This is a genomic window from Psychrobacter sp. NPDC078409, from assembly GCF_050268505.1.
Lineage (GTDB): Bacteria > Pseudomonadota > Gammaproteobacteria > Pseudomonadales > Moraxellaceae > Psychrobacter.
On sequence record NZ_JBNNGW010000001.1, the window covers coordinates 112,984 to 132,132 of the forward strand.

General features: G+C 44.5%; 15 protein-coding genes. 1 reads left to right on the plus strand and 14 read right to left on the minus strand.

The features are described 5' to 3' along the window. Positions 1 to 252: 252 nt before the first annotated feature. Both ACQKC9_RS00350 and ACQKC9_RS00355 read right to left on the minus strand, forming a co-directional pair. Positions 253 to 1,224, minus strand: a complete 972-nt coding sequence (locus ACQKC9_RS00350; RefSeq protein WP_427620077.1) for a sterol desaturase family protein — start codon at positions 1,222 to 1,224, stop codon at positions 253 to 255. Positions 1,225 to 1,426: 202 nt separating this feature from the next. Then, positions 1,427 to 2,827: a DUF2868 domain-containing protein gene (locus ACQKC9_RS00355; RefSeq protein WP_427620078.1), complete on the minus strand. Its 1,401-nt coding sequence runs from the start codon at positions 2,825 to 2,827 to the stop codon at positions 1,427 to 1,429. A gap of 219 nt (positions 2,828 to 3,046) precedes the next feature. Here ACQKC9_RS00355 and ACQKC9_RS00360 point away from each other — a divergent pair, with 219 nt between their 5' ends. Continuing rightward, positions 3,047 to 3,838, plus strand: coding sequence for an SDR family oxidoreductase (locus ACQKC9_RS00360; protein WP_427620079.1), 792 nt, complete (start codon positions 3,047 to 3,049; stop codon positions 3,836 to 3,838). Positions 3,839 to 3,898: 60 nt separating this feature from the next. On the opposite strand, the gene ACQKC9_RS00365 is transcribed toward ACQKC9_RS00360, so the two are convergent. The 12 genes from ACQKC9_RS00365 to ACQKC9_RS00420 all read right to left on the minus strand — a co-directional run bounded on the left by ACQKC9_RS00365 (position 3,899) and on the right by ACQKC9_RS00420 (position 19,128). Beyond that, positions 3,899 to 5,437: a bifunctional 2-methylcitrate dehydratase/aconitate hydratase gene (locus tag ACQKC9_RS00365; protein ID WP_427620080.1), complete on the minus strand. Its 1,539-nt coding sequence runs from the start codon at positions 5,435 to 5,437 to the stop codon at positions 3,899 to 3,901. A gap of 154 nt (positions 5,438 to 5,591) precedes the next feature. Further along, on the minus strand, positions 5,592 to 6,218 hold the full coding sequence (locus ACQKC9_RS00370) for a GNAT family N-acetyltransferase (protein ID WP_427620081.1): 627 nt from the start codon (positions 6,216 to 6,218) through the stop codon (positions 5,592 to 5,594). Between the two features lie 71 nt (positions 6,219 to 6,289). After that, complete coding sequence (locus ACQKC9_RS00375) at positions 6,290 to 8,143, minus strand: ABC transporter ATP-binding protein (protein ID WP_427620082.1); 1,854 nt, start codon at positions 8,141 to 8,143, stop codon at positions 6,290 to 6,292. Between the two features lie 38 nt (positions 8,144 to 8,181). Beyond that, positions 8,182 to 9,435: a 2-methylaconitate cis-trans isomerase PrpF gene (gene prpF / locus ACQKC9_RS00380; protein WP_427620083.1), complete on the minus strand. Its 1,254-nt coding sequence runs from the start codon at positions 9,433 to 9,435 to the stop codon at positions 8,182 to 8,184. A gap of 80 nt (positions 9,436 to 9,515) precedes the next feature. Further along, positions 9,516 to 9,776 (minus strand): Txe/YoeB family addiction module toxin, encoded by a 261-nt coding sequence (locus tag ACQKC9_RS00385; RefSeq protein WP_194364443.1) that lies wholly within the window; start codon positions 9,774 to 9,776, stop codon positions 9,516 to 9,518. Positions 9,777 to 9,811: 35 nt separating this feature from the next. Beyond that, positions 9,812 to 10,117, minus strand: a complete 306-nt coding sequence (locus ACQKC9_RS00390; protein ID WP_427620084.1) for a type II toxin-antitoxin system Phd/YefM family antitoxin — start codon at positions 10,115 to 10,117, stop codon at positions 9,812 to 9,814. A gap of 230 nt (positions 10,118 to 10,347) precedes the next feature. Next, positions 10,348 to 12,981: a Fe/S-dependent 2-methylisocitrate dehydratase AcnD gene (gene acnD / locus ACQKC9_RS00395; protein ID WP_427620450.1), complete on the minus strand. Its 2,634-nt coding sequence runs from the start codon at positions 12,979 to 12,981 to the stop codon at positions 10,348 to 10,350. Between the two features lie 307 nt (positions 12,982 to 13,288). Then, the gene (prpC, locus tag ACQKC9_RS00400; protein ID WP_298809825.1) at positions 13,289 to 14,416 is read right to left on the minus strand and encodes a bifunctional 2-methylcitrate synthase/citrate synthase; all 1,128 of its coding nucleotides are present in this window, start codon (positions 14,414 to 14,416) and stop codon (positions 13,289 to 13,291) included. A 92-nt stretch (positions 14,417 to 14,508) separates the two neighbouring features. Continuing rightward, positions 14,509 to 15,165, minus strand: a complete 657-nt coding sequence (locus tag ACQKC9_RS00405) for a DUF2059 domain-containing protein (protein ID WP_427620085.1) — start codon at positions 15,163 to 15,165, stop codon at positions 14,509 to 14,511. Between the two features lie 100 nt (positions 15,166 to 15,265). After that, positions 15,266 to 16,159: a methylisocitrate lyase gene (gene prpB, locus ACQKC9_RS00410; protein WP_427620086.1), complete on the minus strand. Its 894-nt coding sequence runs from the start codon at positions 16,157 to 16,159 to the stop codon at positions 15,266 to 15,268. Between the two features lie 372 nt (positions 16,160 to 16,531). Beyond that, positions 16,532 to 17,818, minus strand: a complete 1,287-nt coding sequence (locus ACQKC9_RS00415) for an NRAMP family divalent metal transporter (RefSeq protein ID WP_427620087.1) — start codon at positions 17,816 to 17,818, stop codon at positions 16,532 to 16,534. Between the two features lie 284 nt (positions 17,819 to 18,102). Continuing rightward, complete coding sequence (locus ACQKC9_RS00420; RefSeq protein ID WP_427620088.1) at positions 18,103 to 19,128, minus strand: LysR family transcriptional regulator; 1,026 nt, start codon at positions 19,126 to 19,128, stop codon at positions 18,103 to 18,105. Between the last annotated feature and the right edge of the window lie 21 nt (positions 19,129 to 19,149).

Consider the following 19,149-nt stretch of genomic DNA (forward strand, 5'->3'; position numbering starts at 1 on the left):
TTGTTCTCATGATTATTTTTATTGTCATTATTCATAGTAACGTCTTATATTTATTGATGGCAAAAATACACAGTAGCCATTTATTGTAAAGCAAATCTGATTGGGTATCGATTATGAATGCGTATTGTCCATATCATAGGTCGGTTCAATATACTTTGGATAACTTGGATACAAGGCAGCCGAATGAAAGCACTACAAGTAGTAGGCTAAGCGAGCCTGACACCGTATCCAATTTATAGAGAATTGACTATATTAAACAGCACTTGGTGGACGCAGCAGTACCTTGAGCTTTTTCTTAAGCCCTTTAGCACGAAAAAAGCGCTGCCACATACGGTAAAAGACGCCAAATATCAGGCTAATGATATTATCGTGGCTGGTTTCACCAACGGCACCATATTTGACGGGGTTATTGACCGTATCTTCTTCTACATAAGTGCCGAACCAGCGATCAAAAATAATGAGAACGCCGCCGTAATTTTGGTCAATATATTCGTTATTGGTGCCATGATGGGCACGGTGATTGGATGGGGTATCAAAGACATACTCAACCCATTTTGGAAATTTTCCTACGGTTTCGGTATGAATAAAGAATTGATAAATCAAATCTAAAGCATAAAAGAAAAATACCCAAACTGGATGAACCCCTAGCATCATAAGCGGCACAAAGAACAACCACCAACCCGTCACTGAGTACAGTAGGCTTTGGCGCATGGCGGTGGACAGATTCATATGGTCATCTGAATGATGCACGACATGCGCTGACCAAAACCAATTCATACGGTGTGACGCACGATGGAACCAATAATAGCTAAACTCAACCGCGACGAATATAGGGATGGCGGTAAGCCATGTCACCTCAATAGTAAATAGGCGATATTGATATAACCATAAGCAGATAGGTATGACGATAAGCGCTTGGACAATCAATTCAAACCCTAGATAAGAGCCGCCCAAACTAAAATTGGTCATCGCACGGCGCCAACTAAAGCTTTTACTATTGCCGCGCTTGGACTGATAGAGCCATTCTGCCAAAAATAACAAGAAAAATGGACCTCCAGCCAACGGTAGTAGCCACTCCTGCCAATACGCAGGTAGAATACTCGCCAGCATTGGCTGCCACGCCTCTGGCGCAGCCGTTAAGATACTTTGGTTTAACGCCTCTCGGTAACCATCCAATAGTTGACCATACTGACCTAAGGTCATAAGGGAATTGTCTGCTGCCATCTTGGGCTCCTAGCCACTATAAAACATCCTTGTCGTCTTGATATGACGTCACAGCTATCAAAAAATGTATTCTAACAACTGTTATATCAATAAGTCTTTAAGATTGCCTGAGGTAATAGACCTATAATATTTATTTATTGTATATCATGCGAGTCATAATGATAAGTTCATACTTGAGTAACAGATTAAAAATTAAAATGTGTTAAGTAGCTATATCAACCAAGCCAATTTTTCGTGCAGAGAGCGCCGTTTGCCACTGCTGATAACGAACCGCTTGTTTGTCTAATGGCTCATCATCGGTACGTGCGTTAGTCAATCCTGTAGAAACGCTTTTATTACCTAGCAGTTGTACGATAAGCCCATCTTTGGCGTGAGCAGCGATTTGATCAAGTTTACGTAGCGTACCGCGGTCTGGCAATGCATTGCTATGAATCCCAAGCAAGACCTGTACAGGATGCGCATCTAAGTAATTTTTGAGCCGTGCCATATCATCACGGTCATCGACGATACCAAAATTCTCAACCTCGCTTGATTGTTCAAAACCATGATGACTGCCATCAAGCCCTGACTGCCACCATTTATCCTGATCTGCAGGGTATTCAAGCAGCACAACTAACTTCTTGCCCGCACTGACTGTCGCTTTTGGTGCGATAGGGGCTGGCGCCTCAGTAAAATCATCAGCATCAACCACATGCCGCTGCCAAAAATTTAGGATTTTTTGATAATAGGGTTGTTTGATATCCAAACGCATTTTTTTGCGGCGGAATATCAATGCACAAAATGCCCATGCTATCGCTCGCGGTACAATGCCGTACATCAGCAAGCTACCAACTAGTAACCCTGCCCATTGCCGTGCAACAGACAGCGGCATGGCTTCGGTGACAAGCCTGCTCTGTGCGATCGCTGTACTGTCTGGCACACCAAATCCCACCATACTAGGTAGCCAACCTAATATCTGAGTCAGGCTCACAAGCGCCTGATCAGAGAGTAAGGTTGACTCCCAGCTAAAGCTATACTGACGCACAATCAGTAAAAATATAATTGCAAGTAGCATACCGGTCAATGTCGCGAGCCACAACTGATGGCTAAACCGCCCCAAATACCAACGCATACCGCTGTGCTGTAACTGGCGCTCATACAGATCGACGGCCGCCTTGGTCACATCGTCCTTACCGCGTATGAGATAACTTGGACTGACAAAGCTCGCAAACCAACTGGGCGATTGTTGATCTCGATTGACAAGGGTCATGGCAAGCCAGCCACCAAGCATAATGGTATGAAAGCCAAGCAGACAGACCAACACATAAAAGAAATTCACAACATTAGACTGCAATAACGTAAATAACCCCAAAAACCCTGAGATACACCACACCACGCTCATAACGATCATAATACCCTTTATGCGACCATCAATCTTGCCTAGCACACGCTCAAGCGCCCCGTTACTATCTATACGTGACGCCCGTCGATGCAGCTTTTGAATAGGCGTGCCATCCTCGCCCTGTAGCTTTTCCGTGATTAATAACGGGTCAGTGGCAAAGACGTGCTGATCGGTCTCTAAGGCTCGTACCAGCTCGGTCAGTTGATCTTGGGGTGATAGCATAATGCGATAATATCCGTATGAAGGCGTCAATATAAGAAATAGGAAGCAAAAAATGCGCGTTCTAATCGTTATAGATTATTGTAGCGTATATAGAATGAGGATGACTTGTATTATTTTTATCATAGTAAACGCTTATAAAGTCAGCCAAAATGAATAAATGAAACCCAATCGTGTCAAAAAGCGTATCAAAGAGACATATTAAAAAAAGGAAGGTGCCATATGAATAACGAAATGAATAATAAAACCTATCTTATCATCGGCGGAACAGGTGGTATTGGTCAGGCCATGGTGCAGCAGCTAATACAGAAAACGACTGTGAGTCAGATGGACAGTCAATCTCATCAAAGCCATCGCACACAAGTATTTGCTACTTATCATCGAAATGGGCCAAACATTGAAGCAGAAAACCTGCACTGGCTACCAATGAATGTCAGTGATGAGGATAGTATTAAAAAAGCTGCCGATACCATCAAACAGACAGTCGGTCATGTGGATTGGGTAATCAACTGTGTAGGATTACTACATACAGAGACAGCGCAGCCAGAAAAGGCCTTGCGACAGATGGAAACAGAGTTCTTTTTGCAAAATATGCAAATCAATGCGCTAGCAAGTTTGCTGATAGCCAAACACATCAAACCGTTGCTCGCCAAGGCTGATCGCAACGCCAGTCACCCTGCTATTTTTGCGACCGTATCAGCCCGCGTCGGTAGTATCACTGACAATCAGCTAGGCGGCTGGTATAGCTATAGAATGAGCAAGGCCGCTCTTAATATGGGGATGAAAAACCTGAGTATCGAATGGGGCAGATCACTTAAAGATGTGTGCGTGGTGGTTATGCAACCAGGCACCGTAAATACCCAACTTTCTGCACCGTTTCAAGGCAATGTCGCTGAAGGACATCTATTCTCGCCAGCATATAGCGCGGAGTGCTTATTGGAAGTGCTTTCAGGTATGACTGCTACCCAGTCAGGCAGTTTTGTCGATTGGGCTGGAGAGTCAATACCTTGGTAACGTGATGATGAGTTATATTGATAGGGTAGGTGAGAACACTAAGAAACCAACCTTACAATACTAATAAGCCATAAATAGCGCCATAAACTCATTAACGGGTGTTTGTTCTAGTCTTTCTTGATCATCGCACAGCTCAATTATCTGCTGACCACGACTGTCGATAAAGCGAGTTGCCAGACTGGCGCGGAACTTGGCTTCCAGTACAGGGATGCCCTCAGCGCGGCGGCGTTTATGCCCGATAGGATACTCTACAGCCACTTTTTCTGTACTGGTGCCATCTGTAAAAAATACTTGAATGGCATTGGCAATAGAGCGCTTACTGGGGTCATGGTAGTCTTTTGAATACTGCGCGTTTTCTTCTACTACCATCTTGCTACGCAGCTCATCGATTGATAAATGCTCTTCGTGATAATCATCTTCATAGTTCTCCGCCATCAGATCGCCTGTCAATAAGGGAACAGCCACCATATATTGTAAGCAGTGATCTCGATCGGCGGGATTGGCAAGCGCGCCTTCTTTTGAGATGATGCGAATCGCTGAATCATGGGTGGTTAGGACAATTTTTTCAATATCATCAATTCGACCTTTCACATGTGGGTGCAAAATGACAGCCGCTTCACAAGCGGTCTGAGCATGAAACTCAGCCGGAAAGCTTATTTTAAATAAGATGTTTTCCATCACGTAACTACCAAAATCACGCTGGAATTTAAAGCGACGTTCGCCTTCAGGCTTGATCGCTAGATCCTTATTGGTATGGCTAAATAGCACATCATAGAATCCCCACTGCGGTGCGGTTAGTGCGCCAGGGATACCCATTTCACCACGTGCTGTGATATCTACCAGACGTACCGCACGGCTGGTTGCATCGCCTGCTGCCCATGATTTTCGGCTGCCAGCATTGGGTGCATGCCGATAGGTGCGCAGTGCCTGACCATCGACGATGGCTTGTGAGATGGCTGCCATGATGCGCTCACGGGGCAGCTGATAAAGTTTTGCAACGACGGCTGTTGATGCTAACTTGACCAAAAATACATGATCGAGCCCCACACGGTTGAATGAGTTTTCTAGTGCCAGTACGCCTTGAATTTCATGCGCCATTATCATGGCTTCAAGCACTGCTCTCATGGTCAGTGGTGCTTGTCCTTGGCTGATATTTTTCTGACTAATATAGTCGGCGACCGCCAGGATACCACCCAGATTATCAGAAGGATGGCCCCATTCGGCAGCAAGCCACGTATCGTTATAGTCAAGCCAGCGCACCATACAGCCAATATCAAAAGCGGCCTTGATGGGGTCTAGTCTATAGGAGGTGCCAGGGACGCGAGCGCCATGCGGTGTTATTTGATCGAAGCAATCAGGCCCCAAGTGCTTGGTACACTCGGGGAAGCGCAGCGCCAATAAACCGCAGCCAAGCGTGTCCATTAGACAGTGGCGTGCGGTATTCCACGCATCAGTAGGGTTTAGGGACTGCTCGTCTATTGAATAATTAAGAACGTAATCGGCGATTTTTTGAATTTCATTGTCATATTCTGGACGGACATTACTCTCTACCGTCGCATCGTTTGTATTTGAATGGTTATCTAAGTGATTATTCGACATGGTTGGTTCCTCATCCTGAGTGTGCTACTTCCTTGACTGAGACTGAGCTGATTATCTCAGCCATCCTTTTAAAGGAATCATTATTTAAAAGTAGCATACTCAATATGGAACAACCAATTTGAATTATGTTAAGAATTAAGACGTTAGCAGCGGTCTAAATCATTAAGTACAACAGACCTAAAACAAACAAAGCAGCCATGATAAACAGCAGGAAACTTAAAACTTTGGTCATGGTTGACGCAGTATCCGTGCTCTCTTTTTTGATTTTGTTTTTCTTAGCAACGTATAGCACCATTTTTACATGCTCGATATTGTCCTCGAGGTAGTGCTCGCCTTCAGGCACAAAACCTAGCGACTCATAAAAACTAAGTAAGTAAACCTGTGCCGAGATGATAATCGGACGCTTTTTACCGTACTTTTTTCGGCACTGCGCAATAGCTTGATTCATCATCTGCCGTGCTAGGCCATCACCTCTATGCTCTGATAGTACAAGCACTCTACCGATAGCAGGCATCGCGGTGTGGTTGGTCTTAATCGCAGGATCAGCTACTGATAGATTGGATTTTAGCTTATTAAACTCAGGTGGAATGATACGGCAATAGCCCACCAATGCTGCGTTTTGATGAGCGATTAGGTGCAAGCAATCAAAATCCACTTCATCCATATCTTGATAGGCACAGTTTTGTTCGACGACAAACACTTGCGAGCGCGCCTTTAAAATATGATAAAGATCAACTGAGGTCAGCTCGTCAAAGGTTTTTAAAGAAAATTCACAAGTCATAGTGGGCTAGCTTCTGGCAATAGGCAGTAAAAGATTGGCATTATAACGATTTAGGCAGGCATTAACCATTCCTAACCGTTTAGGGTCTGGCTGATTTTGTCTAAGTTTAGGCTATCAGACATAGCGCTGAAAATTTCAAAGTATTTGCCGCGTTGAGCATAAAGTACCTCGTGTGTACCTGTCTCAACCACTTCGCCATTTTCTATCACCACGAGATCGTCGGCATCGATAATTTGGGCGATATTGTGCGAGACCATAATGACGGTACGGTCTTTTTTGATCAGATCTAGGCTTTTTTTGACCTGCTGACTGGCGATAGCATCTAGACTGGCTGTCGGCTCATCCAAAAACACAATAGGCGGGTCTTTTAAAAACATCCTTGCCAGCGCGATACGCTGCTGTTGACCACCTGATAAGGATTTGGCAGTACTCTCATAGCCATCAGCTAACCCTATGATCTGCTCGTGGATAGAGGCTTTTTTCGCAGCCACGATGATGTCATCTTCGCTAGCATTCATATCGCCATAACGGATGTTTTCACTGATAGTACCCGAAAAAATATGATTGCTCTGTAGTACTAGGCCGATGCGCTGACGCAATTCGTGGGTATCACAGTCAGCCAAATCATGCCCATCTAGGCAAATCGTGCCAGCGTCTGGGGCATAGAACTTGACCAATAGATTGATGATGGTACTTTTGCCTGCGCCAGAAAGGCCGACCAACGCGGTAATACGATTGGGCTTGATGGTAAAGCTGACGTTTTTTAGCGCTTGGGTACCATTAGGATAGGTAAAATCAACGTTTTTAAGATCGATATGACCCTTTAGGTTTTCGCTACTGATACCATCGATGTTTTCGACTTGCTTGTCATCTTCTAAAATATCAAAAAAACCTTCGGCATAGGTCAATGCATTATTGATCTGGTCGTAGATGCGGTGTAATTGACGGATAGGGGCGGCGACGTTTTGAAACAGCATGACATGAAACAAAATCATGCCAATAGTCATCTCGCCTTTTAGCACAAAATAAGCGGTGAGAAGGATGATAACCACCACACCAATCTGCTCGATAAAGGTTTTGATGGCATCATAAATAAAGCCAATACTACGAATGCGCAGCTGGTTGTCAGTCATTTCTTTTTGAATGGCTAAGTGCTTCTCAGCCTCGATGGACTCACGGACAAAGGATTTCACCACGCTAATCGAATTAATCAAAGAGATCACCAAACCGCTTTTGGCTTCTCGAAACCCCCTCATCTGCCGACGAAAACCTTGCAGACGGCGTGCTTGTTTTTGGCTGATAAAGAAGTAAATGGGTATGATAATAAGACCGACCATACCAACCCAAAAATTGGTCGAAAACATGATGATAAGTGCCACAATTGCATTGGCAAATAGCGGTAGCATGTCGATAAAGAAGTTTTGCACTAGGCTGGTAAGACTGCTAACCCCGTAATCAATACGGGTTTGCAATTTACCACTGTCGTTTTCACTACTGGTATAAAACGCCATGCGATAGGTAAGGATGCGCTCAATGATTTTTTGGGACAAGTCACGAGATAAGTTGATACGAATTTTTTCACCAAAAAACCGCTGACCAAAAGAGATGAATATCGACAGGATCTCTTTGGTCAGCAATACAGCACTAATAATACCTAACATACGCAGACCTGCTTGCCATGGCTCGGCAAGCGTGGCAATTTCGGTCAAGGTATCGACGGTATAACGCAGTACAAACGCATTGACCTGAGCGGTAAAAGAACCTAGGGCGGTCAGCACTAAGGTAGCGATAATAAGCAGGCGATAAGGTTTAGCAAATACCGCCAGTTTTTTTAGAATATCCCAAAGCAGCGCTCGTCGTTCTTTTTTCTCGACGGGAGGCTTTTTGTCTAGCTGTACACGGCGGGGTTGGGGAGATGTTGGCATAAAACTCTATCGCAAATTGAAATAAGCCATGACTACGCTTAAAACGCATCCGCTGGCACAAAAACTTCACCAACCATGATACGCCTTGCTGAGCGACTCATCGATACTTTTTTGGCTTGCCAGCGTCCATCGACCTGTTCAGTCTTACCACCGACGAGTAATGTCCCTGATGGATGGCCAAAACGCACCTCTGTCAGCTCGCCAGCACCTGCTGCTTGATTGACGAGTGTGCCTTGTGTGGTTGCCGCGGCGGCAATAGCGACTGCTGCTGTGCCCATCATGGCATGATGCAATTGACCCATACTCATGGCACGTACGACTAAGTCAATCTCGTCCATATCGACCGATTTACCACTAGAGGCGGTATAGCTCTGTGCTGCGCCAACCCAAGCGACTTTAGGAATGTGTTGGCTGGTCTGTGCCTCGCTCACATCTTTAAATAATCCCATCGCTACACCGCCTGTGGCACGGATTTTCTCAAGTTTGGCAAGTAGCTCACCATCGCTATTGATGTCGCCTTGTAATTCAGTACCAGTAAAGTTTAAATCTTCTGCTTTCATAAAGATGGTTGGGATGCCTGCGCTAATAAAGGTCGCTTTGATGCTATCGGCATTTAAACCGCAGCCAGTTACATCGAAGTCATCGACCAAGTTGCCAGTAGGGAACATATCGCTGGTGGCATCTACAGGATCGATAAACTCAATTTTGACTTCAGCAGCAGGGAAGGTTACACCATCTAATTCAAAATCGCCCGTTTCTTGAACTTGTACTTTGTTTTTTTCATCTAAATAGACAGGCACATGCGCAATAATCGTTTTACCGATATTTTCTTGCCAAATGCGTACTTCAAAAATCCCGCTATCTGCATTGTCGTCGATACTATTAGCAATCTTGTCAGCATCGACTAGACCCATATTAATCGCACAGGCGCCAACGGCCGCAGTTAAGTTGCCACAGTTACCCGCCCAATCAATCATAGGCTTGGCGATATTAACTTGTCCGAACAGATAATTCACATCGTGGTCTGATTTTTCAGAAGCCGATAAAATTACCGTTTTTGACGTACTAGAGCTACCATTGCCCAAACCATCAATCTGCTTGCCGTAAGGATCTGGGCTGCCGATGACCCGTAATAGGAAGTTATCACGTGACTTGCCAGCGACTTGGCAACGCTCAGGTAAATCAGATAATTTAAAGAAAGTGCCTTTTGAGGTACCACCGCGCATATAGGTAGCAGGAACGGATATTTGCGGGGCAAAAAAGGGTTTTGATTGAGAGTTAGTTTGGGCCACTTTATTAAGTCCTTTTTATATTGTTATAAGATTGGGTGTAGTGTAATCGACAAACAAACCCAAACGACTAAGAGCGCTCGTTAATAATGATAGCGGCAAGAAATAATCGTGAGGTAATTATCATCGACGGCATATACCAAACGATTAGCGTCATCAATGCGTCGGGACCAAAATCCTGATAGGTTTTCTTTTAGAGGTTCAGGTTTGCCAATGCCTTCAAATGGACTACGCCTACATTCGGTAATGAGTTTGTTAATGCGTTTGATTGTTTTTTTGTCTTGTGTTTGCCAGTACAGATAGTCCTTCCACGCAGCATCTGTCCATGCTAGTTGCTCATTCATTATCAGACCTTTTATGTTTATTAAAGCCTTTGAGCTCAAGCATTTTCAATGTTGCTATCCGTATGATCATTATCATCACTGTCATCTACCATATCAATTAATTCACGCGTAACAGTCTTGCCAGCTTGGTATTGGGCAATAGAGTCCGCTAAGTGAGCCGCATTAGCAGGAGATTTGAGTAGATAGACGGTTTCCATCAGGCTATTGTAATAATCAAGCGACATCACAACCGCATCATCAGCGTCACGGCGGGTTACGATAGTAGCGTTGGCATCATCGTTTACCGTATCTAAGACGGATTTTAGGTGCTTTCTGGCTTCTGAAAAACTAACGACTCTCATGGCTCACTCCTCTCATGATGTACTTTGTAACTTGTACAATATATAGTACATATTACGCCATTAATTAAGCAAACTCAATATTTAGCTACTACCTAATATTTAGATACAAATGAGGAAGCCAATGTATAGAACGTGAAAGCAAATAAAAGCTGATGTCATATAAACAAGTTATACAACATCGGCGACTTTTATATCTTGCTATTTATCATGCTAAAACCTACAGGATAATGCTAGACAATATCTAGCGTACCTTCGATAAACTCTTTAGCAAAACGTTGTAGCATACCACCAGCATTGTACATTTTTACTTCATCAGCCGTATCTAAGCGGCAGATAATAGGTGTCTCAGTGGTACTACCATCGGCACGATGAATCACTAGAGTCATCAGCCCGCCAGCAGACACTTCGCCCGTAACATCAAACGTTTCTGTACCATCGATATTTAGCGTATGGCGAGTCGTACCTTCTTCGAACTGTAGCGGTAGCGCGCCCATGCCCACTAAATTTTGACGATGAATACGCTCAAAGTCCTCAGCAACGACAGCTTCTACGCCAGCGAGACGGACGCCTTTGGCAGCCCAGTCACGGCTTGAGCCTTGACCATAACCATCACCTGCGATGATGATAAGCGGCTGCTCACGGTTCATGTAGGTCTCAATCGCTTCCCACATGCGCATGACTTGACCTTCTGGTTCGACGCGCGCCAGTGAGCCTTGGACAACTTCGCCATCTTCATCGCGTACCATTTCGTTCAATAGTTTAGGGTTGGCAAAGGTGGCACGTTGCGCGGTTAAATGGTCGCCGCGATGGGTTGCGTATGAGTTATAGTCCTCAGCAGGCAAGCCCATGGTATCGAGATACTCGCCAGCTGCTGATGAGCCAAGAATGGCATTTGATGGTGACATATGGTCGGTTGTAATGTTATCACCAAGGACTGCAAGCGGACGTAAGCCTGTCAGTTTATTTTTCTTAGCCATTTTGCCTTCCCAGTACGGCGGACGGCGGATATAAGTGGTCATTTCACGCCAGTCATATAATGGGCTTAGTGCCTTACCTGTGTCTTTTTTGGCTTCATCAAACATTGGGATATATACGGCATTAAATTGTTCAGGCTTAACAGCAGCAGCGACGATGGCATCAACCTCTTCATCATCAAACCAGATATCTTTTAGATAGACGTCATTGCCGTTTTGGTCTTTACCCAATGAGTCTTTTTCGATATCAAAGCGGATGTTACCAGCAATGGCATAAGCAATAACCAGTGGCGGCGATGCCAAAAATGCTTGCTTAGCATACGGATGGATACGACCATCAAAGTTACGGTTACCAGATAGCACAGCCGTGGTAAATAAATCGTTATCAATGATTTCTTTTTCGATATCAGGATCGAGCGCACCGCTCATGCCGTTACACGTCGTACAGGCAAAACCAACCACGTCAAAACCGATTTCTTGTAACTCAGGCATCAGTCCTGCTTCTTCTAAGTACATTTTGACGGTTTTTGAGCCGGGCGCTAGTGAAGATTTTACCCAAGGTTTACGTAGCAAGCCTTTGGCATTAGCGTTACGGGCGACAAGGCCTGCGGCAACCATGTTGCGTGGATTTGAGGTGTTGGTACAACTGGTGATAGCAGCGATAATAACCGCGCCATCTGGCATCAAACCATCCTTTGGTTCAGGTAGTTTTTCATCAGCGCCATGAGCGATACCTTTGGCAACCAAGTCAGTGGTCGATACACGCGCATGAGGACGCGAAGGGCCTGCCATATTACGTACTACTGATGATAGATCAAACTCAAGCACGCGGGCATACTCGGCTTTTTCCATGCCGTCAGCCCATAGGCCCGTTTGCTTGGCGTATTGCTCAACCAATTTAATCTGCTCTTCAGAGCGACCAGTCAAACGTAGATAGTCAGTGGTTTGCTCATCGATATAGAACATCGCGGCAGTGGCACCATATTCAGGTGTCATATTGGAGATAGAAGCGCGGTCACCGACACTTAGCTGGCGTGCACCGTCGCCAAAGAATTCAATATAGGTAGAGACCACACCTGCGTCGCGTAAGAACTCGGTCATCGCCAGTACGAGATCCGTACCAGTGATGCCTTTTTGCAATTTTCCAGTGAGCTTGACACCAACGTAATCAGGCAGGCGCATATATGATGGGTTACCCAGCATGACGCTTTCGGCTTCTAAACCGCCAACACCGATTGAGATAACGCCTAGTGCATCGACCATCGGCGTGTGGCTATCAGTACCAACCAATGTATCGGCAAACGCAACTTCTTCACCCGCTTTATTGTGCACGACCTGTACGACAGGTGACATTTTTTCTAGGTTAATCTGATGCATAATGCCATTACCAGGCGGTACGACGTTCACATTGTCAAAGGCATACTGGCACCAGTTAATAAAGTGAAAGCGATCATCGTTGCGGCGCTCTTCAATCGCACGGTTTTTCTCAAATGCGTTATCTTCGAAGCCTGCGTGCTCAACGGCCAATGAATGGTCAACGATAAGCTGAGTTGGCACGATAGGGTTTACTTTAGACGGATCACCGCCTTGTTCAGCGATAGCATCACGCAAACCTGCCAAATCAACAAAGGCAGTCTGACCTAAGATATCATGACAAACCACGCGGGCAGGGTACCAAGGAAAGTCTAGATCTTGCTTGCCTTCGATATGCTGTTTTAGCGCATCGGTTAACTCTTCTGGTGGGCAACGGCGTACTAGATTTTCGCACAATACTTTTGAGCAAAACGGTAGCTTGTCATACGCGCCAGCTTCAATACTCTCGACAGCCTCGCGGGTGTCAAAATAATAAAGGTCAGTACCGGGAAGTGGCTTTTTAAATTCATCGTTCATTGGTTGTACTAGGGCGTTGTCCATAAGTCACCTTTGGCTGTTGGCTAATTATAATAAGTAGTTAAGCGTGGATATTAGGTAAAAATTCATTCCTTTAGCAAAATCATCGTTCGTTATCATAGGCTTTGCTAAAGAAGCGATATTGAAAATTAAAAGGGCGTGGTCTATAAAAAAGATAGCGTATGACGATTAAACCTGCAAAGATCATAGCAAGGCTCAATCATCATACCTGTATCAGCTAACACTGCCGCTAGCTGATAAGATTATTTAGCACAAATCATCTTAATAATTGCTAAATAACAGCCGTTTAACGCGCGCTCATATCTGGTACTGGGCGCAGATCTTCACCTGTATATTCTGCACTTGGACGAATGATACGGTTATTGGCACGTTGCTCAAACACGTGAGCTGCCCAACCAGTCAGACGTGAGCAGACAAAGATAGGTGTGAATAGCTTGGTTGGAATACCCATAAAGTGATAAGCAGAAGCATGGAAGAAATCAGCATTACAGAACAGCTTCTTCTCACGCCACATGACTTCTTCACAGCGTACTGATACTGGGTACAAAACTTCGTCACCAACGTCCGCAGCTAGCTTCTCAGCCCAACCTTTAATCACCACGTTACGCGGATCTGACTCGCTATAGATCGCATGACCAAAGCCCATAATTTTGTCTTTACGAGCCAACATGCCCATCATTTCTTCTTCGGCTTCATCAGGTGAGCTAAAGCCTTCAATCATATCCATCGCCGCTTCATTCGCTCCACCATGCAATGGACCACGTAGTGAACCGATTGCACCAGTGATACAAGAATGAATATCAGATAAGGTAGATGCACACACACGAGCGGTAAAGGTCGACGCGTTAAACTCATGCTCTGCATAAAGGATAAGCGAGACGTTCATTACTTTCTCGTGTAGCTCGTTTGGTTTTTCGCCTTTGAGCAAATGTAAGAAATGACCGCCAATGGTGGCATCATCTGTATCGGTCTCGATACGTACATTGTCATGGGTGAAGCGATACCAATAGTTGATAATCGACGGGAAGGCCGCTAGCATACGATCAGTTTGATCGTTTTGCTGAGCAAAATCAGTTTCGGTTTCAAGGTTGCCAAGCATAGAGCAGCCAGTACGTAGCACATCCATTGGATGTGCGTCGGCTGGAATACGTTCAAGCACGTCTTTTAACGCTTGTGGTAGGCCGCGTAAGCTTTTTAGTTTGGCTTGATAGGCGTCAAGCTCGCTTTGAGTAGGCAAGTTGCCGTATAACAGCAAATAAGCCACTTCTTCAAAAATACACTTATCTGCCAGCTCTGATACATCATAACCGCGATAGGTCAGACCAGAGCCTGATTTGCCAACGGTAGATAGAGAGGTTTTACCAGCGACTTGTCCACGTAGACCTGCGCCTGAAAGTTCTTTCTGTGCTGCCATGTTTACATTCCTTTTGTTGGTAGCTTTTTTGAGTGAAAGCGGTGTTTTTGACAATAAATTTATTGGTTAATGACTACAGCGCCAGTTTAGCGTTATGCAGGCTGTTCAGGCTGTGGACCGTCTAAATCGACGTTACAACGCTCAAACTCAGCTTCGATAGGGCCATTTAAGACTTCCATCGCGCTGCCTTCGCCTTCTGCATTGTTGATCTTCATATACTTGGCACCCAGTGGTGACTCCATAAATGTCTGAATCTCATTCATTTCTTCAGGGGTAGGGTCAGCCATTGGCGTTGCTACTTCTTCGCCATTCATGACGCGCAATTGCTCATTGCCAAAAGCAAGTAATTTTTTACCCACATCCGACGTATAAAAGTCATCTAACTCTTTTAACTCCGCATCGGTAAACTGACTTTTATAGAAACGATCGACTTCCGCTTTACCCAAATCTTTGTCGCGTGATTCAAGGCAGCTGACTTGCTCTGCACTGAGCGCGCCGCTATTAATGATTGGTGCAAACAATAGGCTGTTGACGGTATCTAACGTAATCGTCGTCATGATCAAGTCATTTTGAGCATCAGTCTCTGATGGCGCAGTTTCGCTTTCGCTAACAACAGTTTCGCTCGTATCACTGGTAGTATCGTCGACGTTTTCTGGTGTTTTATCACAGCCCGTCATGAACAACAGCGCCGCAAGCGTGCTACTAAGTAGTGAGGATTTGACAACCGTATGAGCAGTAAAAAATGGCATAAATAACCTAAAGGTAAATGAAGACGAGTTTTGAAACGATAAAGCACACAGAGGCGGTTTATCGTTTCGGCGTTGCTACTTGGCAATTATTAGTTATTAACTACTTATTATCAGCAAATAGCTTGTCTAGTGTCTGCTCAAACTCATGATAATTCAAGAAATCATATAGCTCCATGCGAGTTTGCATGGTATCGACGACTTTGTCTTGCGTGCCATCATCTAACAAGTGCTGATAAACGTTCAATGCCGCTTTGTTCATCGCACGGAATGCTGATAGTGGATATAGCACCATCTCGACACCCACACTATACAACTGGTCAGTAGTATATAGATCTGTCTGACCAAACTCTGTCATGTTTGCTAGTACTGGAATATCCAACACATCAGTGAACTTACGATACATCTCGATATCGGTCAGCGCTTCTGCAAAGATCATATCTGCGCCCGCTTCTTGGAAGGCAACGGCACGTTCAACAGCAGCGTCCAAACCTTCTACTGATAGAGCGTCTGTACGAGCCATCACTACAAAGTTAGGGTCAGTCTTTGCGTCCAACGCCGCTTTTAGACGATCAACCATCTCTGAGATACTAACGATTTCTTTGTTAGGGCGATGGCCACAACGTTTTTGCGCCACTTGGTCTTCTATATGTACTGCCGCGACGCCTGCTTTTTCCATCTTTCTGATGGTTTGAGCGATGTTAAATGCGCCACCAAAGCCCGTATCGATATCGACCAATAATGGGGTGTCGACTGCATCAGTGATACGGCGTGCATCTTCTAGTACGTTATCAAGGCTGGTCATACCGAGATCAGGTAAACCAAATGAGGCATTGGCCACGCCAGCACCAGAGAGATACAACGCTTGGTGACCAACTTGGGTCGCCATCATCGCTGTATAGGCATTGATAGCACCTGCAATCTGTAATGGTTGGTTGTTATCATTTTTTTGAGTGAGGGCATTGCGAAAGCGCGCGCCTGCTGAAGATGAAGTCATATGATTGTCCTTACATGGAGGGAAAATATTCTAATTGTTGTAGCTGATTATACTCAATTATTCATGCCTGAAAAGTTTGAGTTCTCAATAAATATTTAATTTAAATAATAATTGAATGTAGTTTTTTTAATAGTATTCATTATTCAAATAGCATTATGCAGTTATTGGTAATTTCTCACAATAAGTATTCATATTGCTTAAAATCACAGCTTTTAGAATCTTCTATTTTTTACATTTAGTTACAATTACTAAAGCTGCCTTGCTTTATTGATATAGTTACACCCATTAAAAAGCCCCAACAGCTAGGCTATTAGGGCTTATGTTTCGCTTAAATAAGATTGTTAAGCGATGAGTTTTAAATTAAGCAAAGGGTTAAGCAAATAAACCTGCCATATTGGCCAAGAACAATAACGCGAAGCCTGCCAAGAATATTAGACCCGCGATAGACAGGGCGTTCATACCTGCTGACAGTTTCTTATGCTTTTTAACCAATGAGTAGTTTAACCAACCAAAAATAGGCGCAGAGACGAACGCCGATATCATGGCAAACTTAAGCATAGCGCCTAGTTGTCCTGTGAAGAAAGTGATAATTACTAGACCACCACCGATGGCATAGGTCGTCCAAAAAGCGATTTGCTTTTTATTGATTTCGCTTTCACCTTTTAGCAGGCGCCAGCATTCAGCATTAGCACGTCCATAGCCATCAGCACAGGTGATGGTCGTGCCAAACATACACATAAAGGCGACGAAAGCGACCAGCAATCTCGACCATTCACCAATGGTTGCGGTATACATATTGATTAACTGGTTGATATAAGCACCGCCGACCAATTCAATCTCTTGTCCTGATCCGTACTGGACAAACACACCTAACGATAAGAAGAACAACGCTAATATCGCTGATACTGCATAGCCAACATTGAAATCTAACAAGCCTTGGCTATGCGTGGTGTGATCTGCTTTGACTTTGGCAGAGGTCCACATAGAGGTAATCGCTGCAAACTCTAGCGGTGCTGGCATCCAGCCCATAAGTGCTACGATGAAGCCCAACGTGGCTAGGTTCCAAGGAGAGACCACCACAAAATCTACTGCCATAACGGTTGGCTTGCCAGCAGCAATGATAACTGCAGCAACGGTTGCCGTGGTAAGCGCAATCATAATCCACTTAGTCACACCATCGAGCAACTTATAATGCCCTGCAATCAAAAAGAACCAAGAGACCGCGACGATAATGAGAGATAACGCCATTGTCGACAGACCAAGTGAGGCTGGCAACATAAAGCCCAAAATTACGGCCGCAATAAGTGAGACCGCACCCGTACTAATAACCGCTGACAAGATAGAAAGAATGAAATATACCCAAAGATATACCTTTGAGCGTTTGGCATAGCCTGCAATCAAACTCTCGCCAGTATCGTAGACGTAGTCAGTTGCAAAGCGAAAAAACGGATACTTAAACACGTTGGCCAATACAATCATAATGGCCAATTGCCAGCCATAGATAGCACCGGCCTGTGTTGATGAAATCAAATGCGAACCACCAATGGCAGCAGTTGCCATCAAAATGCCTGGACCAAAGATGCGCCAGCTAAAGCCCTCTTGTTGCGAGGCAACGCTATCGTCAGGGGCACTTGGGTTGTTGAGTTGTTGTATGGACATGAATACCTCGAAATGGTTAAAACAGCAAATTATCACTTACCTGTGTCAGCTTGCCAATGATCATGAAAGAACGTCCTATAAATCGTCTAAATATAAAACGATTTACATCGTATCGACTTTATCACACCAACACTGTCTAGGAGAATGATTATTCTAGTTATTATTACTATTTGTTTGCATTGCTATTCTTGTTAGTTAGCATACTTATAAAATAATATCAATATTTAAAATGAATTATTTTTGGCGGTTCTTTATAACACAATATTCATCGGATATCTGCCCATTTAGGCCTGTGACACAAAATTTTGCTGCCGATAAGTAATGCCGCGCTGTTCGTAGACGTGATAAATGGCCGTAAGCAAGTCAGGTATTTTGGGATGTACAAAGTCTTTGAGGGTGTGTAAATAAATAGGGGAGGTAACATTTTCATGAACCAAACGTTGGTAGCTGATCTGTTCCGTACGTACGGTTTGCAAACTGGCAGGCACCAATGTAATGCCTTCTCCTGCCGCGACCAGTCCCAATGCTACCTGCAAATCGCTGACTGTCGTGGTCATGAAAGGTGAGATGCCATACTGGGCAAAAAGATGTAGTAAAGGCTCAGTAATAGGCTCGCTAGATGCTGCTTCGTGAGTAGCAGCACGGTTGACTCTATTTGTAGATAACTTGTCGTTTGCTTGGGTCCTTGTCTCTGTCGTCACCGTGGACGATACTGGCAAATGTGTTTGATGATATAAAATTAAGCGATTGTTTGCTAGGTCTATCAAGCGCTGCTTACGTACATTGGCAAGCGGATGTGATTTTGGCAATGCCACCACATAGCGTTCATGACGTAGCAGAATCTGCTGAATCCATGGATCTTGATGGGCAAATCGGCCAAAACCAATATCAATCTCACCAGACTTGAGGGCATCGATTTGTTGATATGAGCTAATGTCTTTTAAATTAACGTCGATATCAGGGCTGAACTGTTTAAGCGTGGCAATGATTTCAGGCAACAGACCATATAGCACTGAGGGCACAAAACCTATATTTAAAACGCTGCTTGGTGCTGATAGACGCTGAGTCATACTAGTCACGGTATCAATCTCGGTCAGTATCGTGCTTATTTTATCGTAGAAAAAACTGCCTGCTTCTGTCAGATGTAGTGGTCTGTGGTAACGATCAATAAGCACCACGCCCATGTCAGTCTCTAGCTGTTTTAGCAATCGACTCAGGCTTGGCTGTGACAGTCCTGTCTTGGTGGCGGCAGCGCTAAAGCTGCGCAAATCGGCAACCGCGATAAACGCATTAAGCTGTTTTAAATCCATACTATTGAGCCTGTCATAGTC